At 35.5% G+C, this 24,608-nt stretch carries 18 protein-coding genes; all 18 read right to left on the bottom strand.

The window, feature by feature from the left end:
• Nucleotides 1-3,336 carry a DEAD/DEAH box helicase gene (locus P0Y62_02975; protein ID WEK70519.1) on the bottom strand — a complete coding sequence of 1,112 codons (3,336 nt, stop codon included), beginning with the start codon at nucleotides 3,334-3,336 and terminating at the stop codon, nucleotides 1-3.
• A gap of 174 nt (nucleotides 3,337-3,510) precedes the next feature.
• Nucleotides 3,511-5,259, bottom strand: a complete 1,749-nt coding sequence (locus tag P0Y62_02970) for an amidohydrolase (GenBank protein WEK70518.1) — start codon at nucleotides 5,257-5,259, stop codon at nucleotides 3,511-3,513.
• A gap of 316 nt (nucleotides 5,260-5,575) precedes the next feature.
• Complete coding sequence (locus tag P0Y62_02965) at nucleotides 5,576-6,568, bottom strand: linear amide C-N hydrolase (GenBank protein ID WEK71770.1); 993 nt, start codon at nucleotides 6,566-6,568, stop codon at nucleotides 5,576-5,578.
• 72 nt (nucleotides 6,569-6,640) lie between these two features.
• On the bottom strand, nucleotides 6,641-7,897 hold the full coding sequence (locus P0Y62_02960) for an efflux RND transporter periplasmic adaptor subunit (GenBank protein ID WEK70517.1): 1,257 nt from the start codon (nucleotides 7,895-7,897) through the stop codon (nucleotides 6,641-6,643).
• Between the two features lies 1 nt (nucleotide 7,898).
• Nucleotides 7,899-12,260, bottom strand: a complete 4,362-nt coding sequence (locus tag P0Y62_02955; protein ID WEK70516.1) for a CusA/CzcA family heavy metal efflux RND transporter — start codon at nucleotides 12,258-12,260, stop codon at nucleotides 7,899-7,901.
• Between the two features lie 147 nt (nucleotides 12,261-12,407).
• On the bottom strand, nucleotides 12,408-12,779 hold the full coding sequence (locus tag P0Y62_02950) for a hypothetical protein (protein ID WEK70515.1): 372 nt from the start codon (nucleotides 12,777-12,779) through the stop codon (nucleotides 12,408-12,410).
• A gap of 62 nt (nucleotides 12,780-12,841) precedes the next feature.
• Entirely contained in the window at nucleotides 12,842-15,274 is a 2,433-nt protein-coding gene (locus P0Y62_02945) for a bifunctional YncE family protein/alkaline phosphatase family protein (protein WEK70514.1), read from the bottom strand.
• A gap of 180 nt (nucleotides 15,275-15,454) precedes the next feature.
• On the bottom strand, nucleotides 15,455-16,066 hold the full coding sequence (locus P0Y62_02940; GenBank protein ID WEK70513.1) for a DUF4142 domain-containing protein: 612 nt from the start codon (nucleotides 16,064-16,066) through the stop codon (nucleotides 15,455-15,457).
• A gap of 183 nt (nucleotides 16,067-16,249) precedes the next feature.
• Complete coding sequence (locus P0Y62_02935) at nucleotides 16,250-16,420, bottom strand: lmo0937 family membrane protein (GenBank protein ID WEK70512.1); 171 nt, start codon at nucleotides 16,418-16,420, stop codon at nucleotides 16,250-16,252.
• A gap of 536 nt (nucleotides 16,421-16,956) precedes the next feature.
• A complete protein-coding gene (locus tag P0Y62_02930; GenBank protein WEK70511.1) occupies nucleotides 16,957-18,243 on the bottom strand; it encodes a deoxyribodipyrimidine photo-lyase in 1,287 nt (428 codons plus the stop codon).
• Nucleotides 18,236-18,922, bottom strand: coding sequence for a lycopene cyclase domain-containing protein (locus P0Y62_02925; protein ID WEK70510.1), 687 nt, complete (start codon nucleotides 18,920-18,922; stop codon nucleotides 18,236-18,238). The genes P0Y62_02930 and P0Y62_02925 overlap by 8 nt, the downstream gene beginning before the upstream one ends.
• A 2-nt stretch (nucleotides 18,923-18,924) precedes the next feature.
• Nucleotides 18,925-19,383: a sterol desaturase family protein gene (locus P0Y62_02920; protein WEK70509.1), complete on the bottom strand. Its 459-nt coding sequence runs from the start codon at nucleotides 19,381-19,383 to the stop codon at nucleotides 18,925-18,927.
• On the bottom strand, nucleotides 19,380-19,850 hold the full coding sequence (locus tag P0Y62_02915; protein WEK70508.1) for an SRPBCC family protein: 471 nt from the start codon (nucleotides 19,848-19,850) through the stop codon (nucleotides 19,380-19,382). The genes P0Y62_02920 and P0Y62_02915 overlap by 4 nt, the downstream gene beginning before the upstream one ends.
• Nucleotides 19,851-19,866: 16 nt before the next feature.
• The gene (locus P0Y62_02910) at nucleotides 19,867-20,703 is read right to left on the bottom strand and encodes a phytoene/squalene synthase family protein (protein WEK70507.1); all 837 of its coding nucleotides are present in this window, start codon (nucleotides 20,701-20,703) and stop codon (nucleotides 19,867-19,869) included.
• A gap of 2 nt (nucleotides 20,704-20,705) precedes the next feature.
• Nucleotides 20,706-22,178, bottom strand: coding sequence for a phytoene desaturase family protein (gene crtI / locus P0Y62_02905; GenBank protein WEK70506.1), 1,473 nt, complete (start codon nucleotides 22,176-22,178; stop codon nucleotides 20,706-20,708).
• Between the two features lie 2 nt (nucleotides 22,179-22,180).
• Nucleotides 22,181-22,852 (bottom strand): helix-turn-helix domain-containing protein, encoded by a 672-nt coding sequence (locus tag P0Y62_02900; GenBank protein ID WEK70505.1) that lies wholly within the window; start codon nucleotides 22,850-22,852, stop codon nucleotides 22,181-22,183.
• Between the two features lie 223 nt (nucleotides 22,853-23,075).
• Nucleotides 23,076-23,885 (bottom strand): anti-sigma factor, encoded by an 810-nt coding sequence (locus P0Y62_02895; GenBank protein ID WEK70504.1) that lies wholly within the window; start codon nucleotides 23,883-23,885, stop codon nucleotides 23,076-23,078.
• Nucleotide 23,886: 1 nt separating this feature from the next.
• A complete protein-coding gene (locus tag P0Y62_02890; GenBank protein WEK70503.1) occupies nucleotides 23,887-24,363 on the bottom strand; it encodes a sigma-70 family RNA polymerase sigma factor in 477 nt (158 codons plus the stop codon).
• Nucleotides 24,364-24,608: the final 245 nt, after the last annotated feature.

Here is a 24,608-nt window from a genome sequence, read left to right as displayed (position 1 = left end):
TTACAGAATTTCCAGAAGCTCATTTTTAGACAGACTATTAAAGAAAGAAGCATCCGTTTTAATTAAATCCTGAGCCAGCTTATGTTTTTTCTTTTGCATATTCATGATTTTTTCTTCTACGGTATCCGTACAAATTAGCCGAACTGCCACTACATGTTTCGTCTGTCCGATTCTATGACTTCGATCAATCGCCTGATTTTCAGTAGCAGGATTCCACCAAGGATCAATAAGATAGACATAATCTGCTTCGGTGAGGTTTAAGCCTACTCCACCCGCTTTTAAGCTGATCAAAAATACCCGAACTTCATCATTGATCTGGAAATTCTGTACTTTTGCTCCTCTATCTTTTGTCTGGCCTGTCAGATATTCAAAAGGAATATTTTTTTTCTCCAATTCGGTTTTAACAAGATCAAGCATTCCTACAAACTGAGAGAAAACCAGGATTTTGTGCTCTTTAGATTTATTTTCAATCTGCTCGGTAAGGATTTCAATCTTCACGGAATTGCTTCCGGAATGGCCTTCTTTTAAAAGTACCGGTGAATTACAGATTTGCCTAAGCTTCGTTAATCCTGTTAAAACATGCATGCTGTTTTTTGTGATCTCATCATCCTCCGTTGCAGAAATAAATTCACGCAGTTCCTGTTCATAATTATCATAGATTTTACGTTGTTCTGCATTCATTTCACAGTAAACGACCATCTCTGTTTTTTCTGGTAATTCACTGGCAACCTGCTTTTTGGTTCTTCTCAGGATAAATGGTTTTATTTTATGCTGAAGTTCCAGCGCTCTTTTGCTGTATTCAAATTTATCGATCGGAATGGCATAAATATCTTTAAAATACTGCTTACTTCCCAACAATCCAGGACAGGCAAAGGAAAGCTGTCCATAGAGATCGAAGGTATTGTTTTCAACAGGTGTTCCTGTAAGTACAATTCTATTTCTCGACTGCAACAAACGGGCAGCTTTATATCTTTCTGAATTAGGATTTTTAATCGCCTGAGATTCGTCTAAAAATATATAATTGAAACGGAAATTTTTGAGAAAACGAATATCAGACAATACCATTCCATAGGTGGTTAATACGATCTCATATTCATGCATTTTTGTAATGCTTTTTTCTCTTTCTGCTCCGTAATGAGTCAGTATTTTTAGAGAAGGGGCAAATTTTTCTATTTCTTCCTGCCAGTTAAATAATAAAGAAGTCGGAACGACCACTAAATTGGTTGTATGTCCGTATTTCTCCCGTTGTGATAGAATAAAAGCAATGATCTGTACCGTTTTTCCCAATCCCATATCATCGGCAAGACATCCTCCGAAATTGAAATTATCTAAAAAGTTCAGCCAGTTCAGTCCTTCGCGCTGATAATCTCTGAGTTCAGCATTCAATTCTGCAGGAACCGGGACTTCACTCCTGTTTATCTTTGAAAATTGCTCGTGGTAAGTTATAATTTCATTCTGTACTTCTTCACTTAACACTTCTTTTTCAAATAAACCGGATATTTCTGTAAAATTGACTTTGGGAATTTTTAGTAAGTCTTCGTCTATATCTCCTGCCTGAAAATATCTGTTTATTTTTTCGATCCATTCATCGGGTAAAATTCCTTGAGATCCATCATCGAGCTGAACAAATTTACTTTTGTTTCTCAGAGCCCGATGTACTTGTTTCAGAGTAGCTTTCTTTTTTCCGAAATGAACTTTTAAATTAGCATTGAACCAATCAATTCCACTATTGACTTCTATAGTTATTTTGGCTTTGTGGGGATTGAGTTTATTATTTTTAATTTCATTAAACCCGAGAATGGTAATTCCTTCATTCCTCCATATTTCAAAGGCATTTAAAAACCAGTTTTCGTCTAAAAATTTATCTTTATGCAGATAGAAATATTCGTGTCCTTCTAATTGTTCGCTAAAATCCAAATGCTGATTCATGATCACCGAAGTGAGGGCAATTTCTGCATTGTAATCGCGTTCTATTTTAAATTCGTTTCCGTTCTGATCAGTATCAAATATCTGCTTTCTGGAATAAACGGGAACTTCCACCTCTCCATATTTCATTATGGGAATAATGGATATGAAATTTCCTTCCTGATTCAGGTAAACAATCCGTTCTACCTCAAAATTTTTCTCAATAAGCTCCACCGAAGTAGCTTTACGGATATAACTGTAATTAATATGAACCAGATTTTCTAAAGGAGCCAAAACATTCTGAAAAAACTCTTCATATTTGGAAGAATGAATCAATAAGATTTCATTGTTGGCCTTGAAAAACTTAAGTATCCGAAGCATATCGGGATGATCTACATAATGAAAAGTCTGCTGATGATAAACAAAATATTCATTGCGAATCACCACATTGCTGAAAGGAAGCGAAGTATCATTGAAAACAAGCTCTCCTGTAATTTCAAAAAACGGCTCTTTTTTTAAAACAGTCAACTGTATCTCGGCTTTTAAAATTTTTACATCAACAGGAATCAGAGATTTTGCGGAAATGGTTTCAGAAATATCCCTGTCATGAAAAAAGGTATCTAGTTCTAAGGGATTTTTAATAATCTGCTGTAAAGCATCCAGTTCTGTATCTGTATTGTCTTCGTTATATTTATTCTGAAAAATAACGAGAGCGGTATAAAATTTAACGGCCAAAGGACTTTCAGCCTTCCATATCAGATTCATCGGATCTGCAGTACTTACCGGGTTTTTAATTTTTCCGGCCTGCGTTATATCCGCTTCCATCAACAAAAAACTCAGTTGATTGTAGTAACGGTGTCTGCCAATAACAAGGATCTGTTTTTTGTAGATTTCCTGAGCTGCTAATTTTTTGATGAGGGATTGCTGTTGAGGAATAAGATCTTTCTTAAAAACCTGTTCATCCATTTTCAGCAGTTCCTTTATTTTACTTTCAATGTTCAGTTTTCCATCCTTATGGCTCAGTTGAAAATAGGCATCCAGGTTAGATTCATTTTCTAATCCATAACCTTTGGCTGATCGCACTAATATTTTACGACGCAAATTATGATCATAGAAAATACGGAAATCTTCCTGCTCAAGAATACAGTGAATAACTTCCGCCTGATGCTGACATAGTTTTTGGGTATTATGATTACAGGAGCAGGATGAAATAACATCATTTCCAATCTGGCTTACTGAAACTCTTGGAAAATCAACCGCTACATTATTTTTAGTAAATACACCAACATTCAGCTCAAGAGCAATGGGATGAACGTTCTGGAAGTCTCTATTTTCCATAAAACTTCCATTCTGGGTATGTTTCAGCAACTCATACACTGAAAGTGTACTGATATGGGTATTGAATAGTGTATATTCTCCTGATAATTCCATTACTGACAACTGACTCTTAAGAATGTTGGATAAGGTAGCAAATTTCTGAAAATTAAATCCTAAATCAAATAATGATTAAACCAAGTTTAGAAATTATTTATTCACTGAATTTATTTCGTGATAAAAAATACCTCAAGGAAGGCCTCAAGGTATTTTTTCATATAAAGAGATATTTTAATTTCTTTTAAATACTGATTTTCCATTTTTAAATGTTTCCATTACTTTTATGTCTTTAATTGTTAAAGGATCTACTTTTAATGGGTTTTTATCTAAAATAACAAGATCTGCTTTTTTACCTTTCTCCAGTGTTCCTTTTTCATTTTCTTCGCTCCATTGCCATGCAGCATTTATTGTAATTGCTTTGAGTGCTTCGTATGGTGAAATTCGCTGATCAGGACCCAATATAGTCCCAGATCTTGTTTTCCTGTTCACTGCGGCATAGACTGCAGTAAGGAGATCTGGAGGAGTTACAGGGGCATCATGATGAATTGTAAAACGTATTCCATTGTCAAGTCCTTGTTTAAGCGGACTTATATGCGAAGCTCTTTCTTTTCCTAAAACACTGTTTAAATGCCAATCTCCCCAAAGATAACAATGAGTCGGAAACCAACTTGGCACGATTCCGATCTGCTTAAATCTGGGAACCTGATCTGGACGACAAACCTGACTATGGATAAGAACACAACGCATATCTGAAGTAAGGAGACCTTCTTTTTTTAAAGTATCCATTAGATTCAGTCCTTCGTCAATAGCTGCATCTCCGTTACAATGCACATGAGCCTGCATCCCGTGAGAAAGTATATTTTTTAGTCCCTCATATGCTGCTTTATGACTGTAAATAGGATGTCCTTTAAAGTTTTTTTCTTCTCCATCCGGAGGAACAAGATAAGGTGTAGTAAGCCATGCTGATTTCCCTTGCGGAGAACCGTCAAAAGTCATTTTTATCGCTCCTATTTTGAAATGATTATAGTATTTTCTATAATATTTTTTTAATGAATCCAGCCCTTTTGCATTAGTGTCATAGTCAGGGAGAACGATAAAATCCCCTTTCAGTAACCCCTTTCTATTGGCTGTCATTACTAAACCAATATTTTCAGGTATTGCACGTCCGTCACAGATTGTTGTTTGTCCGTTAGCAAACCATTCTTTTTCAGCATTTAACAATCCTTTCAACTTATCTTCTTCCGTTGACTTTGGAAGTTTAGCCATCAAAAAAAGAAGACTATTGATGTTTGCATTTTCCTGCATTTTTCCTGTAAGTGTTTTAGATGAGGTATTTCTTCCTATCACTCCACCTACAGGATCAGGAGTATCATATGTAATTTTCATTTCATTAAGCAAAAGTGTATTTGCCACTCCCATATGACCGGAAGTATGAAGTATATATATAGGATTAACGGAAGATACTTCATCCAGTTCCTGTGCGGTAGGATGACGATGTTCTTTCATAATGGCATCATCATAACCATTTCCGATGACCGGCATACCTGGTGGAATATTATTTTTCCGGATATAATCTTTCAAAGCCTCCTGAAGGTCGGGAATCGACATTACTTTACCATAAGGTTCAGGTGCTAAATCGGCAGCAAAAGAAAAGGAAGCCGCCTGCGTCACATGACCATGAGCATCGATAAAACCCGGCATGAGCGTTCTGCCCTTAAGATCAATTACCTGAGTCGAATCTCCTTTATACGACATTGCTGTTTTTTTGTCACCGGCAAAAGTTATTTTATCATCTTTTAGCGTTAATGCTTCAACATAATTTGCATCATTCCCTTTCATGGTAAGAATGTCTCCGTTAATGTAAATCGTATCTGCAAATTCATTTTTTGATGAGGTACAGGAATTCATCACTTGCAATAGAAAAAAAGCCGTCAGTAATTGCAAGAAAACTAAATACCGTTTTGTGATTTGGTTAGGCATACCGTTTATTTTATGGTTATAAATTCAGTGACAGAAATCTATGGATTGTGATAGATCTATTTTTTATTTTTTCCTGAAGGTAAATATGATAGAAGATTTAATACAACTAGTAGTAATTATGAATATTAACTTTAACAACCATAATAATTTAATTTTTAAGTATTTAATCTCTACTAAATTAATAATAAAAAAAGAGTTAATTATTTTTATTTTAAATATAATTAATAGTATTTATCTGAAATTATACGCAAAAAGCACTCATATGAGTGCTCTTATTTATAAAAGTCCAGTAAGATTAATACTAAATTATTCTCCGTCAAATAAGTCCTTTGAAAATAAACGGTTCAGTGTGAATAAATTTGTCTGACGTTTCTCCTGCATATATTTCATTACTGTCCAAACTTAACTTTAAAGGTTTTCCATTTTCTTCACTAAAATCAACTTTTTTTAAATCAACCCATAATGTATTAGGAGTCAAAACATTTTCAAAATAATAAAGTAGATTCTTATGGTCAGATACAGTTCTCCATCGTGTTGACGAAATATTAGGCTCAGTCGGAGAAGATATTCCTAATGGAACAGAACAGTTTCTGATAACTCCTAAAACACTTGCCAAAGCTAGATTAGCCTCATCAGTCCGAGGAATTGCATTGATATAGTAATAAGCTCGTACATATCTGTCTGCTGCACGATTGGTACCCGGAAGCATAATGGTTCCCGGAATACCCTGCCAATAACTGTTGATTGCAAGCTGCTGTTCATAAGTAGGAGAATTGGTCATGACGATAAATTTTTTATCATGATGAATAACAAGCTTCCCATTTACGTATTCAAAAATAGCACTGTCTCCGGAAGAGTCTGAGATCGATAAACGAAGCGTTGTAAAACGATCTGTATTGGGGATGATTCCCGAAACGATAACAAATTCTGCCTGTCTCAATTTTTCTACCGCCTCATTCACATTAGAAAAATTATCTAAAACATATTGAAGCCAAAGTGAAATAGAAATCCCTTTTATACCACTTTCAGGATCAAAAGACGGATATTCGGATTCAGCAAGCCATAGGACATTTCCTGTTAATCCTTTTTCATTCATGCCATCAGAAGAAGAAAGATCCCAAGAACTGGTTATTACACTTCCATATTTTGATTTCCATGTTACGGAGTTTTCTCCTACCAAACCATTACGATTCATTCCCCTTGGAAAAATCCAAAGATTGGCCGGAATTTCTTCTTTCCAATCCATAGATCTTGCCGTTAGTACTGTATCATTAAGTCCCTTATAAACTACTCTTGTGCAAATATTTATTTCTTATTTCATTAATAAAATTAACTTTTTTCTAAATAAATAGTTATAAAATTTTTAAATATTTATACAAATTTAATGCTCGTGTTCTCCCGAATTAGACAGCTTTGCATTGACAAAGAAAGCACCCTTTACTACAATCTTTGCATCAGTAGCAATATTGTTTACCGGAGTAATCGCGGTGTAGCCCATATCTGTTGAACCTTTCACCACTTCAATTTTCTCAAAATTCATAGTTTTAGATTCTTTCTTATCAGGATTTGTCTCTTTTTTAGTTTCGCTTTCTTCCTCGTGGGTTTCTGCTTTTTTATCGGTCTGCACAAAAACATAATATTTACCGTCTGCTTCTACAATCGCTTCATTCGGAATGGCCGGAGTTACCGATTTATCCAGACTCACAATTCCGGTAATATTCATTCCGTCGATCAGACCTTCTTTATTGCCTGTAACATTGGCGTGAACTGAAATCGTTTTGCTTTCATTTTCAAAAGAAGATCCGATGCTGTATATTTTTGCATCATATTCGGTTTCAGGATTATTCGTCAGTTTAAAATGAACGATCTGCCCGATTTTCATTTTGGGTAAATCTTTTTCAAACACCTGAAGGTCAAGATGAATGGAACTATTATCAATAATATCCAATACAGGAGAGGAAACATCTACATAACTTCCGATTTGTGCATTGATATTGCTTACGGTTCCGTTAATCGGAGAGGTAATGACTAACCCTGACTTCAGATTTCCATTCGTTACTTTTCCCGGATTGATTCCCATCATCTGAAGCTGTCTCAGTAAAGATGCTCTCTGAGTTCTCAGGCTTTTTAATTCTGCATCGGCACTCTGAAGGTTCTTTTTGGCTCCCGCATCATTATCAAAAAGTTCTTTCTGTCTTCTGTATTCCTGCTCGGCATAGGTAATTCTGCTGTTTACAGTCAAATATTGCTCCTGTAACTGGATATATTCTGGATTGCTTATGGTAGCTAATACCTGACCTTTCCTCACAAAATCCCCAATCTGTACATTAATGGTTTTAATCACTCCACCATATAAAGAAGTTACCGTAGCTTTTCTATTGTTGGGGACTCTCAATAAGCCATTCGCTTTAATGGTTGAGGTAAGTTCTTTCATTTCAATAGTTGCTAATGTCACTCCGACCGATTTCATTTGTTCTTCCGTAAGTTCTGCAATGGTTTGGGGACTTTCTGCATGATTCTCTTCTGTCTGTTCTGTTTTGGGCTGTTCAGTAATTTCTCCGGCAGCATCTTTCTTTCCACAGCTAATCACAACAAGGAAAATGAAAACAAAAGAGATGATATTATATTTTATGTTCATGTTATTTATTTAATATTGAATTGATAGTAATGACAGATTCATTTACCTGCTGAATAGATTCCAGATATTTCAGCTGAATATTCGTAGCGGTTTGCAAGGCGAAAAGATATTCCACATATGATATTTCACCTGTTTTATATCCTAATTGTCCGGCTTTTATAATCTTTTCAGCGTTCGGAATCGCCTGATTCATATAATACTCATATCGCTTTATATTTTGAAGGTATTGATTGAAAGTATTTTCCAGCAAGGTTTCCAATTGTTTTTCCTGTAGTTTTGCATTCGATTCCGCCATTTGCTTCTGAAGTTCCCAGGATTGCATTCTCGCTTTTGTCGCCCCGAAAGTCAAAGGAATCGAAACGCCTATTGTTCCAGAATGAAACCTGTTTCCTCCACTGAAGTACTGCTCCATCCCGTTGATGGTCTGAAAACCTATTAAAGACTGATTGGTATACCCGATCGTAAATTCCGGAAGTCCCTGCGATTTTTCCACCTTCTTATTTTTTTCCGCAATCTCCATTTCCTGATAGAATGCTCTCACGGTAGGATGCTTTGCAATTGAAAGACTATCAAGAACATCGTCAGCTTTTAAAGGATAATAGTTTTTATTGGAAGGAACTGTAATCTCTTCTGAAGTAGTAAGCAATGTTTTTAAATTTTTATAAGCATTGGTAAGGTATATTTCATTTTGACTTAACAGCAAATTGATTTCACCTTTCTGTGTTTCGGCAGTATTGATCTCAATTTTTTTAATATCCCCTGCTTTAAACCTTATGGTTGCAATTCTTATAAAATCCTGATAAAGACTGTCCAGGTATTTCAGCTTTGACTGATTGTATTGCAGATATTCAATCTGATAATAGTACGTTCTTACCTGTTTTGCCAGTTCATTGGCAGAAATTTCCTTATTAATCTGCTTTCCTTTGATCTCTTCAGCAATCAGTTCTTTTCTGGCTTTAAACAGGGTCGGAAACGGAATATTTTGCGAGATCGAAAAAGACTGGTCGAACTGTTTACTGTTGTATTGTCCTAATTGAGCGTCCACATTCAATTTCGGAAGCTCTTTAGCCGTAGGTTGTAAAGCTTCACTGGCTTTAATATCCAGATCTTTTGATTTAATTAGAGCATTATTACTCAATGCCATCTGAACAGCCTGATCTGAAGTTAAAAGCGTTCTTTGCTGTGCGTTAAAAGCCTGTCCAAGAAATAAAAATCCCAGCACAATACCTGCACTTACTGATTTAGGCTTTATCTTTTTTAAATCAATTTTTGTGTTGAAAATAATATATAACATCGGTAATACAAAAAGCGTAAGGAAAGTTGCGGTAATCAAACCTCCTATTACCACCGTTGCCAAAGGTTTCTGAACTTCCGCTCCAGCCCCTGTAGAAATGGCCATCGGTAAAAATCCTAAAGACGCTACCGTTGCCGTCATCAATACAGGTCGTAATCTTGTTTTTGTTCCTTCTATCACACGCTTTATGATACTTGTTTCTCCTTCTTTTTCCAGCTGGTTGAAAGTTCCGATCAACACAATTCCGTTGAGAACCGCTACACCAAATAAAGCGATAAATCCTATTCCGGCACTGATACTGAAAGGCATATCTCTTATCAATAAAGCGAAGACACCACCAATAGCACTCATAGGAATGGCTGTAAAAATTAATGCTGCCTGTTTAAAGGAATGAAAAGTAAAATACAACAGCATAAAAATCAACAATAATGAAACCGGTACTGCAATCATCAGTCGTTGGCTTGCAGCCTGTAAGTTTTCAAACTGACCACCATACGTAAAATAATATCCTGATGGTAATTTTACTTTATCCAGTTTTGCCTGGATGTCTTTTACAACACTTTCCACATCACGGTCTTTTACATTAAACCCGATCACAATTCTACGTTTTCCTTCTTCACGGCTGATTTGGGCAGGTCCTAATTTGTAACTGACATTCGCCACCTGGGAAAGCGGGATCTGTGCTCCGGAATTCGTAGAGATCATCAGATTATTAACATCTTCAATATTGGTTCTGTGGAGACTGTCCAGACGTACAACCAAATCAAATCTCCTTTCGTTTTCAAAAACCTGACCGGCAGTCTGTCCTGCAAAAGCTGTACTCAAAGCATTATTCACCTCTTCAATATTCAATCCGTAATTCGCCATTCTGGTTCTGTCGTATTCCACATTGATTTGCGGAAGACCGCTTACCCGTTCAATCTGAGGCGAAGTTGATCCTTTAACAGATGAAATTATCTTTGCCGTTTTATCTGCATATATTGACAGTGAATCCAGATTCTCTCCGAATATCTTTACCGCTACATCCTGTCTGATCCCTGTCATCAATTCATTAAAGCGCATCTGAATCGGCTGATTCTTCTCAAAAAACACACCCGGAATGGTTTCTAATTTTTCGGAAATTTCATCTGCAAGTTCATCGTAGGATTTTTTGCTTTTCCAGTCCTTTTTGGGTTTTAAAACAATAATCAAGTCAGAAGCTTCCGGCGGCATCGGATCTGTGGGAACTTCTGCTGAACCTGTTTTTCCGATCACCATTTTTACTTCGTCAAATTGTTTGATAATTCTTGAAGCCTGCATGGAGGTTTCAATACTCTGGCTCAATGAACTTCCCTGTGGAAGAATACAGTGAAAAGCATAATCTCCTTCCTGCAATTGGGGGATAAATTCACCTCCCATCCTGTTAAATAGGAGAACCGACAACATAAACAAAGCCACTGTTCCTCCCACTAAAGCATATTTTATCTTTAAAGCTTTTTCCAATAACGGTTGATAAATTCTTTGCAGCCTGTTCATCATTTTATCCGAAAAAGTCTCTTTATGAGTTATTTTTTTAGATAAAAATAAAGCACTCATCATCGGAATGTAAGTCAGAGATAAAATCAGTGCACCCAAAATAGCAAATCCGACCGTTTTCGCCATAGGGGTAAACATTTTTCCTTCTACTCCTGCCAATGTTAAAATAGGAATGTAAACAATAAGAATTATAATTTCACCGAAAGCCGCACTGCTCCTGATCTTGGAAGCAGATAAAAAGACTTCTTCATCCATTTCGGATTGAGTCAGCATTCTTGTAGCTTTTCTCAGTCCTAAGTGATGAAGTGTTGCTTCTACAATAATGACTGCTCCGTCTACAATCAGACCGAAATCAATCGCTCCTAAGCTCATCAGATTAGCACTGACTCCAAAAACATTCATCATTCCTAAAGCAAATAAAAGAGAAAGTGGAATCGCCGAAGCTACAATTAATCCTGCTCTAAAATTGCCTAGAAAAAGAACCAGAACAAATATGACGATTAAGGCACCTTCAATTAAATTTTTCTCTACTGTATTAATAGCTCTGTCTACCAAGTCTGTACGGTCAAGAAACGGTTCAATAATCACATCATCAGGAAGCGATTTCTGAATTGTCGGAATTTTATCTTTAATTCTTTGCACAACCTCATTACTGTTGGCTCCTTTCAGCATCATCACAACGCCTCCTACTGCATCGACTTCGCCATTATAGGTGAGAGCTCCATAGCGGATAGCATGACCAAGACCGACATTGGCAACATCTTTTATAAAAATGGGAACACTTCCTGTTTCATTTTTTACGGCAATATTCTTAATATCCTCTATTGATTTTACCATACCGATTCCTCTGATGAAATAGGCATTCGGTTTTTTATCAATATAAGCTCCTCCCGTATTCTGATTGTTCTTTTCTAAAGCCGTAAAAATATCTGTAATACTGATTCCCATTGCTTTCAGACGGTCCGGATTGATGCCGACTTCATATTGTTTTAACTCTCCTCCAAAACTGTTGATTTCCGCCACTCCCGGTGTTCCGTTTAACTGTCTGCGGACAATCCAGTCCTGCATGGTTCTCAGTTCTTTGCTTGTATATTTTTTCTCACTTCCTTTTTTAGGATGGAGAATATATTGGTAAACTTCTCCCAAACCTGTACTTACAGGAGCCAATTCAGGAGTTCCCACTCCTTTCGGGATTTCTTCTGCAGCCTGCTTCAATTGTTCGCTGATTAACTGTCGGGCAAAATAGATATCGACCTTTTCTTTGAAAACTACCGTAATAACGGATAAACCAAATCTTGAAATACTTCTCGTTTCTTCTATATCCGGAATATTGGCAATACTCTGCTCGATTGGAAATGTCACCAGCTGTTCCACTTCCTGTCCTGCCAATGTAGGACATACAGTAATAATCTGTACCTGATTGTTGGTGATGTCGGGTACGGCATCAATCGGTAATTTTGAGGCACTCCAAATACCCCAAATGACAAGCACCAAAGTCATTATTCCAATGACTATTTTATTCCTGATGCTAAATCTTATGATTTTATCTAACATTGAATTTAATTTTTATTGAGTGTCTGTCTGCTTAAAAACTTTTAAACAGAAGGACAAAAATGAATAGAAACTCCATGCAACGGAATTGCAAAGACTTCATAACAAATCGATGAAAGACAAGTGTCTTCCATTAAAAATCAATAAAAATTAAATTTTAGGAGGTTGCCAAATTTGATCGTACACCAAATAAGCAAAATCATTTTTCTGGAAAAAAATTTTCTTGGAAAAGTAAATACGAATCTGCTCTGGAAAGGTAATGACGGGTTCAATTTTAAAAGAAGTCACCGTCATCTGGCAACAATTGCAGAAACATAACGGAGAACAGGCATCATTGCCTGAATGTGAATGTTCCTGTGGATTATTTACATAAGTAAAATTCGGAGTAGCATTCAATTGCTTAGCGGCAACATCATTACATGGCATAATAGACAAGGCCACAAAATAGAATGTTAAAAGCAATCTGAATAAATACATTGAGGCAAATGTATAAAAATTATCCTTAACAGCTGTTTTTATCATTCGGAATTTTGAACAATGAGAATTCAGTGCACATTAATTATATCATCAAAAAATGTTATTTATTAATCATCATATTCATCCTCATTAATTTTCAAGAATGCAGCACGTATCGGAGCAGGTGCACTTTCTCCTTTAATTCCCTGCCAAAGAATTTCATTGAATACCAAATCGGGAACAGCATCTTCTTTGGACCAGTCAAACTTTGCGCTCAGTTCTGCCAATTTGCCTTTTTCAGGGTTTCTTTCATTAAGGTTTATATTAGCCTGAACATGATCGAAAGTCGCAAAATCCGGCTGACTGGTAAATGACCGCCACATAGGAACTGCTGCTGCATCATATTGAGTCATAGGTTTCATTCCGAGTATTAATTCAATCGTACGGATCATTCCCGTTGTGGAATACATGGTGTGGTCCACAGATTTTCTTTTTACATAAGGACTTATCAGGTAGGCCGGACTTCTGTGGGCATCTACATGATCGGGACCGTTTTGAGCATCGTCTTCAAGGATGAAAATGGCAGATTCTTTCCATATTGGACTTTTACTGATATAATCAACAAACTGACCTACTGCCAGATCATTGTCTGCAACATGTGCATAAGGCGTTTTTTTGCCCGCTCTCATTCCCTCCGTATGATCATTACTGATACGAATGGTTGTTAACTGGGGCATTTTTCCACCCCGGATCAGTGCATCGAAATCTTCCTTCCATTGTCTGACACGAGTGGTATCTGATACGCTTAGGTCGTAGCTTGTGTAGCCCGTCGCCACGTGTCCTTCCAATGATTTTACATTGGGTTTTCCTTTATCAGCAAATTCTCCGTATGTTCTGTAAGTTACATTATGCCTTTTTGCATTATCCCAGATAAATCCGCCTTTATTGTTTGCGATTTCCCTTTCTCCTTCGCCTCCGTAGCTTCCGCCTCTCCCACCATAGCTCGAAGGCCATGTTTTCTCCAGATAATCTGTTGCATAGGCTCCCATACTCCAATTGTGTCCGTCTGCACTTACTTCCGCATCCACATAGAAATTATCCAACAATACAAATTCATTGGCGATTTTGTGCTGATTCGGAGTTATCTTCTCCCCAAACAAGCACAAATTAGGATCACCGTTTCCTTGCGGAAGATCTCCTAAAATCTGATCATAGGTACGGTTTTCTTTAATAACATAAAAAACATATTTAATGGGAGATTTTTCACTAATTTTCATGGGAATCGGGTTTCCGACTTCACCTTCTGCATTTAGTTCTTTATCTTTAGAGTAAGGTGTATTCTGATAAACGGCATGGGAGTAAACAGCGAGTGTTTCCGGCCGCGGACTCTCTATGAAGCTTAAAGTTCCTTTGAACAATCCTGCAATATATTGTATTTCTTTAGGTTTACTGGTATCTCCTGAATGGCGGTCCACTTTTTCTTTTTTATCCGTAGGATTCGGTCCTTGAGGGTTGGCCTTGGAAGAAAGTCCTTTTCCATTGGTCACCAATATCTCGTTACCCACTACCTTTACATTCGTAGGATACCATCCGACGGGAATAAATCCTTTGGAAACTGATTTTCCGGGATTCGTCACATCAAAAACAGCAAGACAATTGTTATCCGCATTGGCAATATATAAGGTTTTTCCATTTTCGGAAAGTGCAACCCCATTACTTGTGGAACCGCTTGGTGCATTAGGATATAGCGCCGCATTAAGAGTTTCTACAACTTTTCCTTCTTTCGTATTGATTACAGATACGGAATTATCATTAGCATTGGCAACATACAGCCACTTTCCGTTTTTACTGAAAGTAATTTCGTTGGGATGATTTCCCACTGCAATCTCTTTCGTTATTTTTTTAGAAACCACATCCCAAACCAAGAGTTTTTCTGCTCCCCAAACACTGATGTATAGTTGTTTAAGATCTGGTGACAGTTTACAGGTATAGCCTTCTGCTCCCAGATCAACTTTAGATTGTATAGATTTATTATTAAGATTAATTACATACAGCTTTTTATCTTCCCGCGTTACCACATATAGCTGTTTCTGAACTTTATCATCTACATCCAGCCCTGCAATGCCCATTTTTTCAGGCCATGGTTTTCCCAAAACAATAGAGTCCTGTAAAGCTAATTTCCCTTTTTTAACAGAATATGTCTTAATCATATTATCATGTCCTCCCGAAGCATATAAAACAGTATCATCTGAAGAAAAAGCCAATCCGTACCAGGATTTTGCAATGATGGTACTGTCTGTCTTTTTTTGATGTTCAATATCTATCAGATCAATGGTTTGTGTACTTTGTCCGTTATTGGTAACTGCAGCCCATTTTTTATTGTGACTGATGACCAGATTAAGAGGAAGATCTCCTAATACTATCTGTTTTCCCACAGGTGTCAATGTCCAGCCATTGGGTAATCCTACCTTATGATGTTCTAATTCCGAAACTATTTTATTCTGTCCCAGTACTCCTTGAGATAAGATTATCGCAGAAACTATCAAGAATATATTCTTCATTTTTTTTATTCTACATAATTATGAAAATACGTTAGAATGCAGAATGGCTAGTCTAATTTTTAAAGAAAACTTAACATAACAATATTTTAATCATAAAAAAGAAAAAGTTATTCCGGAAAAAATTCAGTTTTTAAACTGTTTCTTCTCGGAATAACTCATTTTATGATAGTAAAACCAATATTATTTTACGGCCTCTTTTACTTTTTTGGATTCCATTAAATGGTGTTCTAAAGTAGGAAGTGTATTACTTGCGAACGATTTCAGGGCAGATTCTGAACCGTCAGAAGCCTGTTTTTTAAATTCTTTGATATCTTCTTCATGATCATCCACCATAAAATCGGTATACATTTTATCGAATTCCATCCCTTTTTTAGCTTTCAGCTCGTCGTATTTCTTCTGTTTTTTATCATCTAAATCCTTAGGTAATGTATATCCTACCCCTGAAGCCCATTTAGTAAGCTCTTCATTGGCTTTAGTATGATCTTTAACCATCATTTCCCCTAATGATTTTACTGCAGCACTGCCTGCATTGGTAGCTGCCAGTTTTCCCAGCATTACTTCCATGACACCTCCTCTTGATGCATTTTCTGCAAACTCTCTATCCTGATCACTCAGCACCTTCTTTACATCATGATCATTAGACATTTTTACAGAGTCAGAAACAGTCATTCCTGATTCTGCCGGAGCAGATATTGCCGTACTGTCTGTAGATTGATTAACAGTCACTGTTTCTTTTTTCTTACAAGCCACCACAGCAATGGCCGATAAAAGGACTAACATTGAATTTTTCATATTATAATTTTAAGTGGTTAAGGTGAAGTACAAATCTGAAGCATTATTTCAACCATAAGTCGTATTTCTTCTGACTCAACACTTTTGAAAACAAAGCATTCATAATTGTTTTGAATTAATTTTTCATGTGAATATGTATCCATATTCCAAGTACATTTTACTTATCTATGGATGATTCAATATCTAATCAAGTGGTTTTCTTCCTGTGATAATATTGTATAGAATCACAATAATTGCTATTACCAACAATACATGGACTAAATATCCTGTGCTGATTCCCGGAATAATTCCTAAAATTCCTAAAAGCCATACTGCAATACAAATGACTGCTACTAACCATAATATACTTCTCATAATCTAAAATTTTAAAGTTAAACAATGAATAAAGACATGGTATTGTCTATAATTTTAAAATAGTTCATTCGCTTACTATCAATAGTAAACTCTATTCAAAGATATTTTTTAATAATCTTTTTGTTTATGACCTGAATCATAAACTCCGTGTGAGTATCTACTTATCTTTATAAAATATCATTCATATCTATTCTGGCATTATTATTATTTATCCTCCTCTTCAGAGGAGGTATTTTTAATAGCATCCTTTTAAAGGTACAACTATGCAATAAGGTACTTCTAATTGATCCCTCAAACCGTTTTTAGCCTTTCTATTGTAGTATGATTATAAAAAAAGCACTCTAATGAGTGCCGGTCTAATCAGAGTTTCCTCCAACAAAAAAATTTATCTAGCCAAAGATATTAGTCTATTTTATTACATGCTATGATTTGGATCATAGAATGAAGTATATATCTTATGTTAAATTTATTGTCAATCTCATTCATTTATTTCCGGCATTATTATTTTACCCCTCTTAGAGGGGTTTTTGTTATCATTAAACTTCAGTAAGAGCTTTCTTATAGGTTTCCAACGCACGTCCTCTAGCAAATTTATGCTCGACTAAAGGAACTGACTCATCATAATCTGCAAGCCATTTTTTAATATAGCTAAGATTTTTATCAAATTTTTTGGTTTGCTCTTCGGGATTAAAAATTCTGAAATAGGGAGCAGCATCACATCCGCATCCAGCAGCCCATTGCCAGTTTCCATTGTTGGCAGAAAGATCATAATCTAAAAGCTTTTGTGCAAAATAAGCTTCACCCCATCGCCAGTCAATCAGCAAATGTTTGGTAAGAAAACTTGCGACAATCATTCGCACCCTGTTGTGCATGAAGCCTGTTTCATTAAGCTCACGCATTCCTGCATCCACAATAGGATAACCGGTTTTTCCTTCGCACCAGGCTTTAAATTCTTCTTCATTATTTCTCCATTTGATGTTTTCATATTTTTCTTTAAAACAATGAGTTACAACATAAGGAAAATGAAATAGAATCTGCATAAAAAACTCTCTCCATATCAACTCATTAAGCCATGTATAACTATGTTGAAGAGCAAATTTCACACATTTCCTTATAGAAATCGTTCCGAAACGAAGGGCAATTCCTAAATGCGTAGTATGGTTTAGAGCTGGAAAATCCCTGTATTGTTGATAAGAATCAATGATCTTTCTGTCAAGGGAAGGCTTTATAAAATTTATTCCTGTTTTCTTAAAACCAATATCCTCCAGATTAAGAATACTTGAAGAGTCTTTCAACTGAATAAAATTACTGAAGTCTGATTCATATTCCTCAACAGATTTTAAATTCTCCTTCCATTTTTTTGAATAGGGAGTAAAAACCGTGTATGGAGACTGATCGCTTTTCAGAATTTCATTTTCTTCGAATATCACCTGATCTTTAAAATCTGAAAATGAAATATCCAATTTTTTGAGAAATTCTGCAATTTGCTTATCTCTTTTTATAGCTTGCGGTTCGTAATCTCTGTTACAAAATACAGTGTCAATCTCAAACTCATCCTTAAGCTGTTCAAAAATATCAATTGGCTTTCCATAATATGTTTTAAGACTGCTTTTACGAATTTTTAGCTCTTTATCTAAATCATTCAACGCCTGTTGGATATAATCGACTCTTTTATCTGATTTATCCTGAAGAAGATCTAAAATTTCTGTATCAAATATAAATACAGGTAATACGTTGTTTCCTGATTGTAAAGCATGATGCAGCCCAACATTATCTTCGAGCCTAAGATCCCTTCTGAACCAGAAAATATTAATCTTACTCATTATTTTTAAATTTTTGAAATAGAAAGATGTTCCACAAAATCATTTCGTACCCATACACGGTATCTTCAATAGGTATTGTAAGCATTCTTATGCCTAAGAAATCCTGTGGATTGTAATTGACAATGGGAGATTCCAGACCTGTTCCTGTAAGGATTCCGTTTACTGCAAAAAAACCAGGCATCAGAAAAAGATAGATAAGAGATGCTTTACCAATCCATTTTGATTTAAATACAAAATAAAGGATGAAAATACTAACTGCAGTGGAAGCAAACGTTACTAAAGTATAGATTTTATCGTGAAAATAAGAAGCTATGATCAGCGAATAAATAATCGAAACATAGACAAAAGCTTTTTCTGGTAAAGGATTCCAATCCAGCGTAAAAAATTTATCTATACAGAAGTAGGTGAAAATACATGAAAAGGGAATACAGAAAAAAAACAGAATTTCTTCCACCGGAAGATTATATATCCTTATTCCTAAAAGATAAGTATCATTAAACCACCAAACTCCTCTTTGTGTAAACCAAATATCCCATATAATGAATACTGAAGCCACAATAACCGAAGCTTTAAAAAATGCGGTAAAATGTCTGTTAAACTTTATTTTAGGATGGAATGAAAAAATAAAACAGATGATCACCGTACAGAAATCAATCAAAAGATAGGTATATTGCCGCATTATCAGGCTTTGCTTTTATTAAAATACATTTTGAAATACTGTACAGGAACCCACAGAAAGCCGAAGCACTCCCCTTTTTCTTTTCCTGTATGTTTATGGTGCTGCTTATGCGCTCTTCTTATGGCAAGCAGATAAGGATTTTTAGTATCCCGAAGGATCTTCAGTCTTTGATGGATAAAAATATCGTGAACAAAGAAATAAGCCATTCCATATAATGCTATACCTACTGCTATATAGAACCAAAAATTAAAATTCTGTAAAGTTCCGTAATACATCAACGCTATGGTAGGCAAAGCAAAGATCAGGAAAAAATAGTCATTTTTTTCCATAGGACCGTGGTTACTATGATCGTGGTGATCTTTATGTAATTTCCATAAAAACCCATGCATAATGTATTTATGAATACACCACGTCATTCCTTCCATGATGAAAAATGTACTTAGTACGATCAGCAAATTCATAATTTTTGGGGTGTATTAAAAAGCTCTTCCAAAACTTTATATCTGTAATTGAAAATATGCTCAAGTTTCTTTCTGACGAATATTTTATGGGCAATTTCACCTAAAAATCCGAAAGGAAGCTCATACTTCACAACATCCTTCATAAATACTCCATGATCATTGACTATAAATTCATGATGATGGTTCCAAAGTTTGTACGGTCCTTTTTTCTGGAAATCGGTAAAACTCTTTTGAAAATCAACCTGGGTAATTTCCGTTTTCCATTTCATTTCTATTCCCATTATAGGAGAAACATAGTAATCAATGATCATCCCTTCAAAAATTTCATCATCATCCATTTTGGTGAGCACCGTAAAGTTCATCTCAGGTGGTGTGATGATCGCAAGATTATTCGCTGAAGAAAAGAATTTCCATGCTTCTTCGATATTACAATTCAGCTGCTGTTTTTTATAAATTGTATGCACCATGGTTTAAGGTATTATACTATAAAAAAGAAGTTTTATATTGCAGATAACTGCTCATCATTACCGAAATTTTCTTACCGTTGGATATTCTTATTCTTCGATTGATCATTTCATTGGCAGAAGTTCTCTTTATTTTTCTGAACAGTGAAGTGTAATATTTAAAGGCAAGATAAACACCGAATCTTGAAGAACCCGGAAGCTTTTTAATTCCCTGCAGCGCTATTTGAAATTCTTCTTCTATCTCTTTTTCAATATGAGCTTTCACCGTATTGTCAAAATAAGAAATATCTACATTCGGAAAATAGCATCGTCCTAAGATCTGATAATCATCTTTCATATCCCTAAGAAAATTGACTTTCTGAAATGCAGATCCCAACATCATTGCATAAGGTTTCAGCCTCTCAAACTCTTTGGTATTTCCTTCCGTAAATATATGAAGGCACATAAGACCCACAACTTCGGCAGATCCTACAATATATTCCTTATACAAATCCGAATTATAATCAATTTTTTGGAGATCCATTTCCATGCTTTTCAGAAACTGGTGAATGAGACTGTAATCAATCTTGTATTTATGAACCGTTTCCTGAAAAGACTGTAAGATGGGATTAAGTGAAATGCCATCTTCCAAAGCCTGAAAAGTCTCCTCTTTATACCGCAATAAAAGCTTTTGCTTATCATAGGCATGAAAGCTGTCCACAATTTCATCGGCAAGGCGCACATATCCATAAATGGCATATATCGGATTTCTCAGTTTTGGTGCAAGTGCTATTATCCCCAGAGAAAAGCTTGTACTGTACAGCTTTGTAGTTTCTCTGCTTACCTTGTAAGAAAGGTCGTCAAACAATTTTTTCATAGTTAATTTATTTTGCTGGCTTCATTCGCTGCTATTTTACCGGAAATTATAGATGGAGGCACTCCCGGTCCGGGAACTGTAAGCTGTCCGGTATACAACAGGTTTTTAATTTTTTTATTTCTCATTGAAGGTTTTAGAACTGCCGTTTGGGATAATGTATTGGCAAGACCATAAGCATTTCCTTTGTAGGCATTATAATCTTCTTCAAAATCATTGATACAATAACTTCTTTTATACTCTATTTTTGAAAGGATATCTGAACTTCCGGTGTGGATTTCCAGCCTTCTGATCATTTCATGGAAATATTTTTCTCTTATTTCTTCAGAATCTTCTATTCCGGGTGCTACAGGCATTAAAAGAAATACATTCTCACAATTTTCAGGAGCAACCGTTTGATCAGTTTTAGATGGACAGCAGGCATAAAATAATGGTTTTGTGGGCCATTTTTTATCTTCATAAATTTCATGAGTATGCAATTCAAGTTCATTCTCGAAGAAAAGGGTATGATGCTTCAGACCAGGAATTTTCCCTTTAATCCCTAAATAATAAATGAGGCAAGAAGGGGCAAATGTTTTCTTTTCCCAATAGGAAGAAGCGTAATTTCTGCTATTCGTAGGAAGAAGCTTACTCTCAGTATGATGGTAATCTGATGAAGCAATAACGATATCAAAATATTGTTCTTCTCCATTCACCTGTATTGAATGAGCTTTATCATTTTCAACATTAATCTTTTCAACTGTTGAATTAAAATGAAAATACCCTCCCTGATCTTTTGCGATCTGCATCATCGCTTCAGTTACTTTTGAAAAACCACCCATTGGATACCAAGTCCCTAATTTATATCCACCATAGTTCATAAGGCTGTACAAAGCAGGAATTTTTGAGGGTGCTGCTCCCAAAAAAATAACCGGAAACTCCATCAATGTGATGAGCTTAGGATGCTTAAAATACTTTCTCACAAACTTGCTAAAACTACTCAGCAAATCCAGTTTCAATGCATTTGCAGCCATTTTTGGGGAAACGAACTCCAACCATGAATGACAAGGTTTGTTGACGAAATCTTTCATTCCGATCTCATATTTAACCTGAGCATCTTTCATAAAAGCATCGAGTTGTTTTCCTGCTCCTTTTTCCATCTTTTCGAATAAAGCAGTCATTTTCTCATAGCTGTCCGGAATGCTCATGATTCCATCCGAAAAAACCATTTCAAACTGAGGATCTAATCTGACCAATTCATAAAAATCTGATGACTTTTTTCCAAAATCCTCAAAAAATGCTTCTATAATATCCGGCATCCAGTACCAGCTTGGCCCCATATCAAAAGTATAACCTTCTTCGGTTCTAAATTGTCTTGCTCTTCCACCCACATTACTGTTTTTTTCAAACACATGAACTTCGTTGCCTTCTTTGGCCAGATAAGCTGCTGAAGACAAACCGGAAAATCCTGAACCGATAATGGCTATTTTTTTACTCATGATTAATTTTTTAGGAATGAATATTCTGAGCTAATGGTATCAATAAGTTCTCTGGATTCTATATGACGGCTGAAGATCGGATGATGGAATTTTTCCAATTTCTCAAGAATTCTTATCAGCTCCATTTTTTCTGAATGATCAAGATTTCCGGCTACAATATTCGTAGCCATTCTTATTCTGCTCATCTGATTTTCTAAGGACACCCTTCCTGAATCAGTAATATTTATCACTTTTGTTCTTTTATCTTTCTCAGACTCTTGTTGCTCTATCCATCCAAGCTTAATAAGCCTGTTGATAATCAGCATTCCTGCCGGTTTCTCATGAATATTCTTTTTAATGAGCTCCATTTTGGTCATTTCTCCAAATGTCTTGAGTGTAATCAGATAAATAAAATCTTCCTGTGTTGCAAAATCAGAATCCAGGATTGCAGATTTTGAATACGATTTCGCATATCTGTTAAGGTGTACCAATGAAGTGCTTATTACACTTTCCGGGCTTCTTCCATTTTCTTTGCCCTCCCAATAAGGTTCATTCTCTTTCTTGGATGCTGAAGACTCTTTTGTACACAACCATGTTTTGAAACCTTCTATATCCGAAGCATAAGCATTGCTTTCATTTTCGACCTCAAATTTTTCAAGTAAGTTGAGAACATCTTTTACAATAGAATAATGCATACATCGATAAATTAGTATACAAATATACTAAATAAAAAAAACAAAAGAATATAAATATACTTTTATATTTTTATTATCTTCCTCATTTATGAGATCAGCATAGATTAAGCTTGTAGACAAAAAAAGTTCAGCAGTAAATATACCACTGAACTTTTTTATGAAACTAACTAGTTTTTAATTATTTAATGTTAAAATTCTGCCTGAATTTTATTGAAATTACTATCTATACCCCACCCATTACATACATATTTTCCATAGTAGGGGTTGGACTACCGCCTTGTTTTTCCAAAGTAATGGCAAAAGCTTGGGCATTCGGAATATTGGCAATCGCTATTTTACTGTCTTTATCTTCCGTGTACATTCCCGCATTCACAGGTTTTCCATCTTCAATAGCCCACAATTGATACTGCATTCCTTCAGGAGCTTTGGGTAAACTATCAGCATTCAGATATACTTCTTTTGTTTTGGTATTCCAGAAAACCATCGCTTTAGAATCGGCATGTTTCTCTACTCCTTTCAGCATAACCATTTTCATATCAGGATTTGAAACCATTTCTATTTTTTCATGCATTTTCTGCATTGCAAGATCCTGATTTTTCTTCTCGGTCTGTATTTTTGTAAGATTTTCTTTGGTTTCAGACTGGCTATTCATCCAGAAAAGATTTCCTGCCACACTTATCAAAAACAATACCGATGCAGCAATTGCAAAAGCTTTCCAATTACTATTCCCTTGAATTTTAATTTCTTCCTGAGGCTTTGCAGAAGGTATATCTGTTGAAACTACAGGATGTAATTTCTCAACAGTCTGTTCCTGCTGAATCTTATCCCAGATCTTTGTTTTTAAATCTGCCGGAGGCGTTACAGACTGTACAGTAGCAAGATCCTCCAATGTTTTTTGAGCTTCTTCAACAGCCGCCTTTACTTCTGCATTATTTTTCATAACACACTCCAAAATCCCCGCTTCCTCAGGAGAAGCAAGACCTAGAATATAAGATTCTATTATTCCGGATGATATGTATTCTTTAGTGTTCAATTTATTGATAATCTTTTAGCAAGTCTTTTAATTTTATCAGCGCATTCCGCATCTTAGTTTTTACCGTTCCCAGCGGTATTTTCAGTTTATCGGATATTTCATTTTGTGTATATCCCTGATAATACGCGAGATCGATAAGTTCCTTCTTGTCAACGTCCAGACTTTCAAGCACCTTATTAAATCCAATGTAATCTGATGAATCATTAGTGATTGAAAGTTCTTTGGAGTTATATACGAAATCCGGAAGCGGTTGGTTTTTTAACTCGTTTTGAAAACTTTTTGATTTTAAATAATCTATTGCCGTATTTCTTGCAATATTGATCATCCAGGTATAGAATCTGCCTTTAGATGAATCATACTGATGGATAGAATTCCAGATTTTAACAAAAACATCCTGAATAACTTCTTCGGTATATTCTTTAGACTGAACAATCCGTAGAATAATTCCATACAACGCACCGGAATAGTTGTCATACAAATGATGAAAACCAGTTTCGTTTTTTTCTTTCAGTAAAACGATAAGTTGTTCTTCCGAGTAGGTTGTTTTAATAGTGAGATATTTTTTTCAAATGTAGTAAAATAAAATAAATCTCAGATCTATTTCAAATGATATTTAATAATTAATTGATCGAGCAGTTTTATACACATTTTTCAATATTTATAAGATTTCATCATCAATATCCCAATTAATTTCTTCAAAAATTCAATTCTTGTAAAAATTAA

It is taken from the genome of Candidatus Chryseobacterium colombiense (genome assembly GCA_029203185.1).
GTDB lineage: Bacteria > Bacteroidota > Bacteroidia > Flavobacteriales > Weeksellaceae > Chryseobacterium > Chryseobacterium colombiense.
Note: the sequence above shows the minus strand (reverse complement) of the source record. Positions and strands in the feature narration are given on the sequence as shown.

What these genes read in the sequence shown, in the direction of transcription:
- P0Y62_02960 (WEK70517.1), bottom strand. Translation starts at nt 7,897, where the DNA reads ATGAACATAAAATATAATATCATCTCTTTTGTTTTCATTTTCCTTGTT.
- P0Y62_02900 (WEK70505.1), bottom strand. Translation starts at nt 22,852, where the DNA reads ATGCATTATTCTATTGTAAAAGATGTTCTCAACTTACTTGAAAAATTT.
- P0Y62_02945 (WEK70514.1), bottom strand. Translation starts at nt 15,274, where the DNA reads ATGAAGAATATATTCTTGATAGTTTCTGCGATAATCTTATCTCAAGGA.
- P0Y62_02930 (WEK70511.1), bottom strand. Translation starts at nt 18,243, where the DNA reads ATGAGTAAGATTAATATTTTCTGGTTCAGAAGGGATCTTAGGCTCGAA.
- P0Y62_02970 (WEK70518.1), bottom strand. Translation starts at nt 5,259, where the DNA reads ATGCCTAACCAAATCACAAAACGGTATTTAGTTTTCTTGCAATTACTG.
- P0Y62_02935 (WEK70512.1), bottom strand. Translation starts at nt 16,420, where the DNA reads ATGAGAAGTATATTATGGTTAGTAGCAGTCATTTGTATTGCAGTATGG.
- P0Y62_02920 (WEK70509.1), bottom strand. Translation starts at nt 19,383, where the DNA reads ATGAATTTGCTGATCGTACTAAGTACATTTTTCATCATGGAAGGAATG.
- P0Y62_02955 (WEK70516.1), bottom strand. Translation starts at nt 12,260, where the DNA reads ATGTTAGATAAAATCATAAGATTTAGCATCAGGAATAAAATAGTCATT.
- P0Y62_02940 (WEK70513.1), bottom strand. Translation starts at nt 16,066, where the DNA reads ATGAAAAATTCAATGTTAGTCCTTTTATCGGCCATTGCTGTGGTGGCT.
- P0Y62_02910 (WEK70507.1), bottom strand. Translation starts at nt 20,703, where the DNA reads ATGAAAAAATTGTTTGACGACCTTTCTTACAAGGTAAGCAGAGAAACT.
- crtI (WEK70506.1), bottom strand. Translation starts at nt 22,178, where the DNA reads ATGAGTAAAAAAATAGCCATTATCGGTTCAGGATTTTCCGGTTTGTCT.
- P0Y62_02950 (WEK70515.1), bottom strand. Translation starts at nt 12,779, where the DNA reads ATGATAAAAACAGCTGTTAAGGATAATTTTTATACATTTGCCTCAATG.
- P0Y62_02975 (WEK70519.1), bottom strand. Translation starts at nt 3,336, where the DNA reads ATGGAATTATCAGGAGAATATACACTATTCAATACCCATATCAGTACA.
- P0Y62_02925 (WEK70510.1), bottom strand. Translation starts at nt 18,922, where the DNA reads ATGCGGCAATATACCTATCTTTTGATTGATTTCTGTACGGTGATCATC.
- P0Y62_02915 (WEK70508.1), bottom strand. Translation starts at nt 19,850, where the DNA reads ATGGTGCATACAATTTATAAAAAACAGCAGCTGAATTGTAATATCGAA.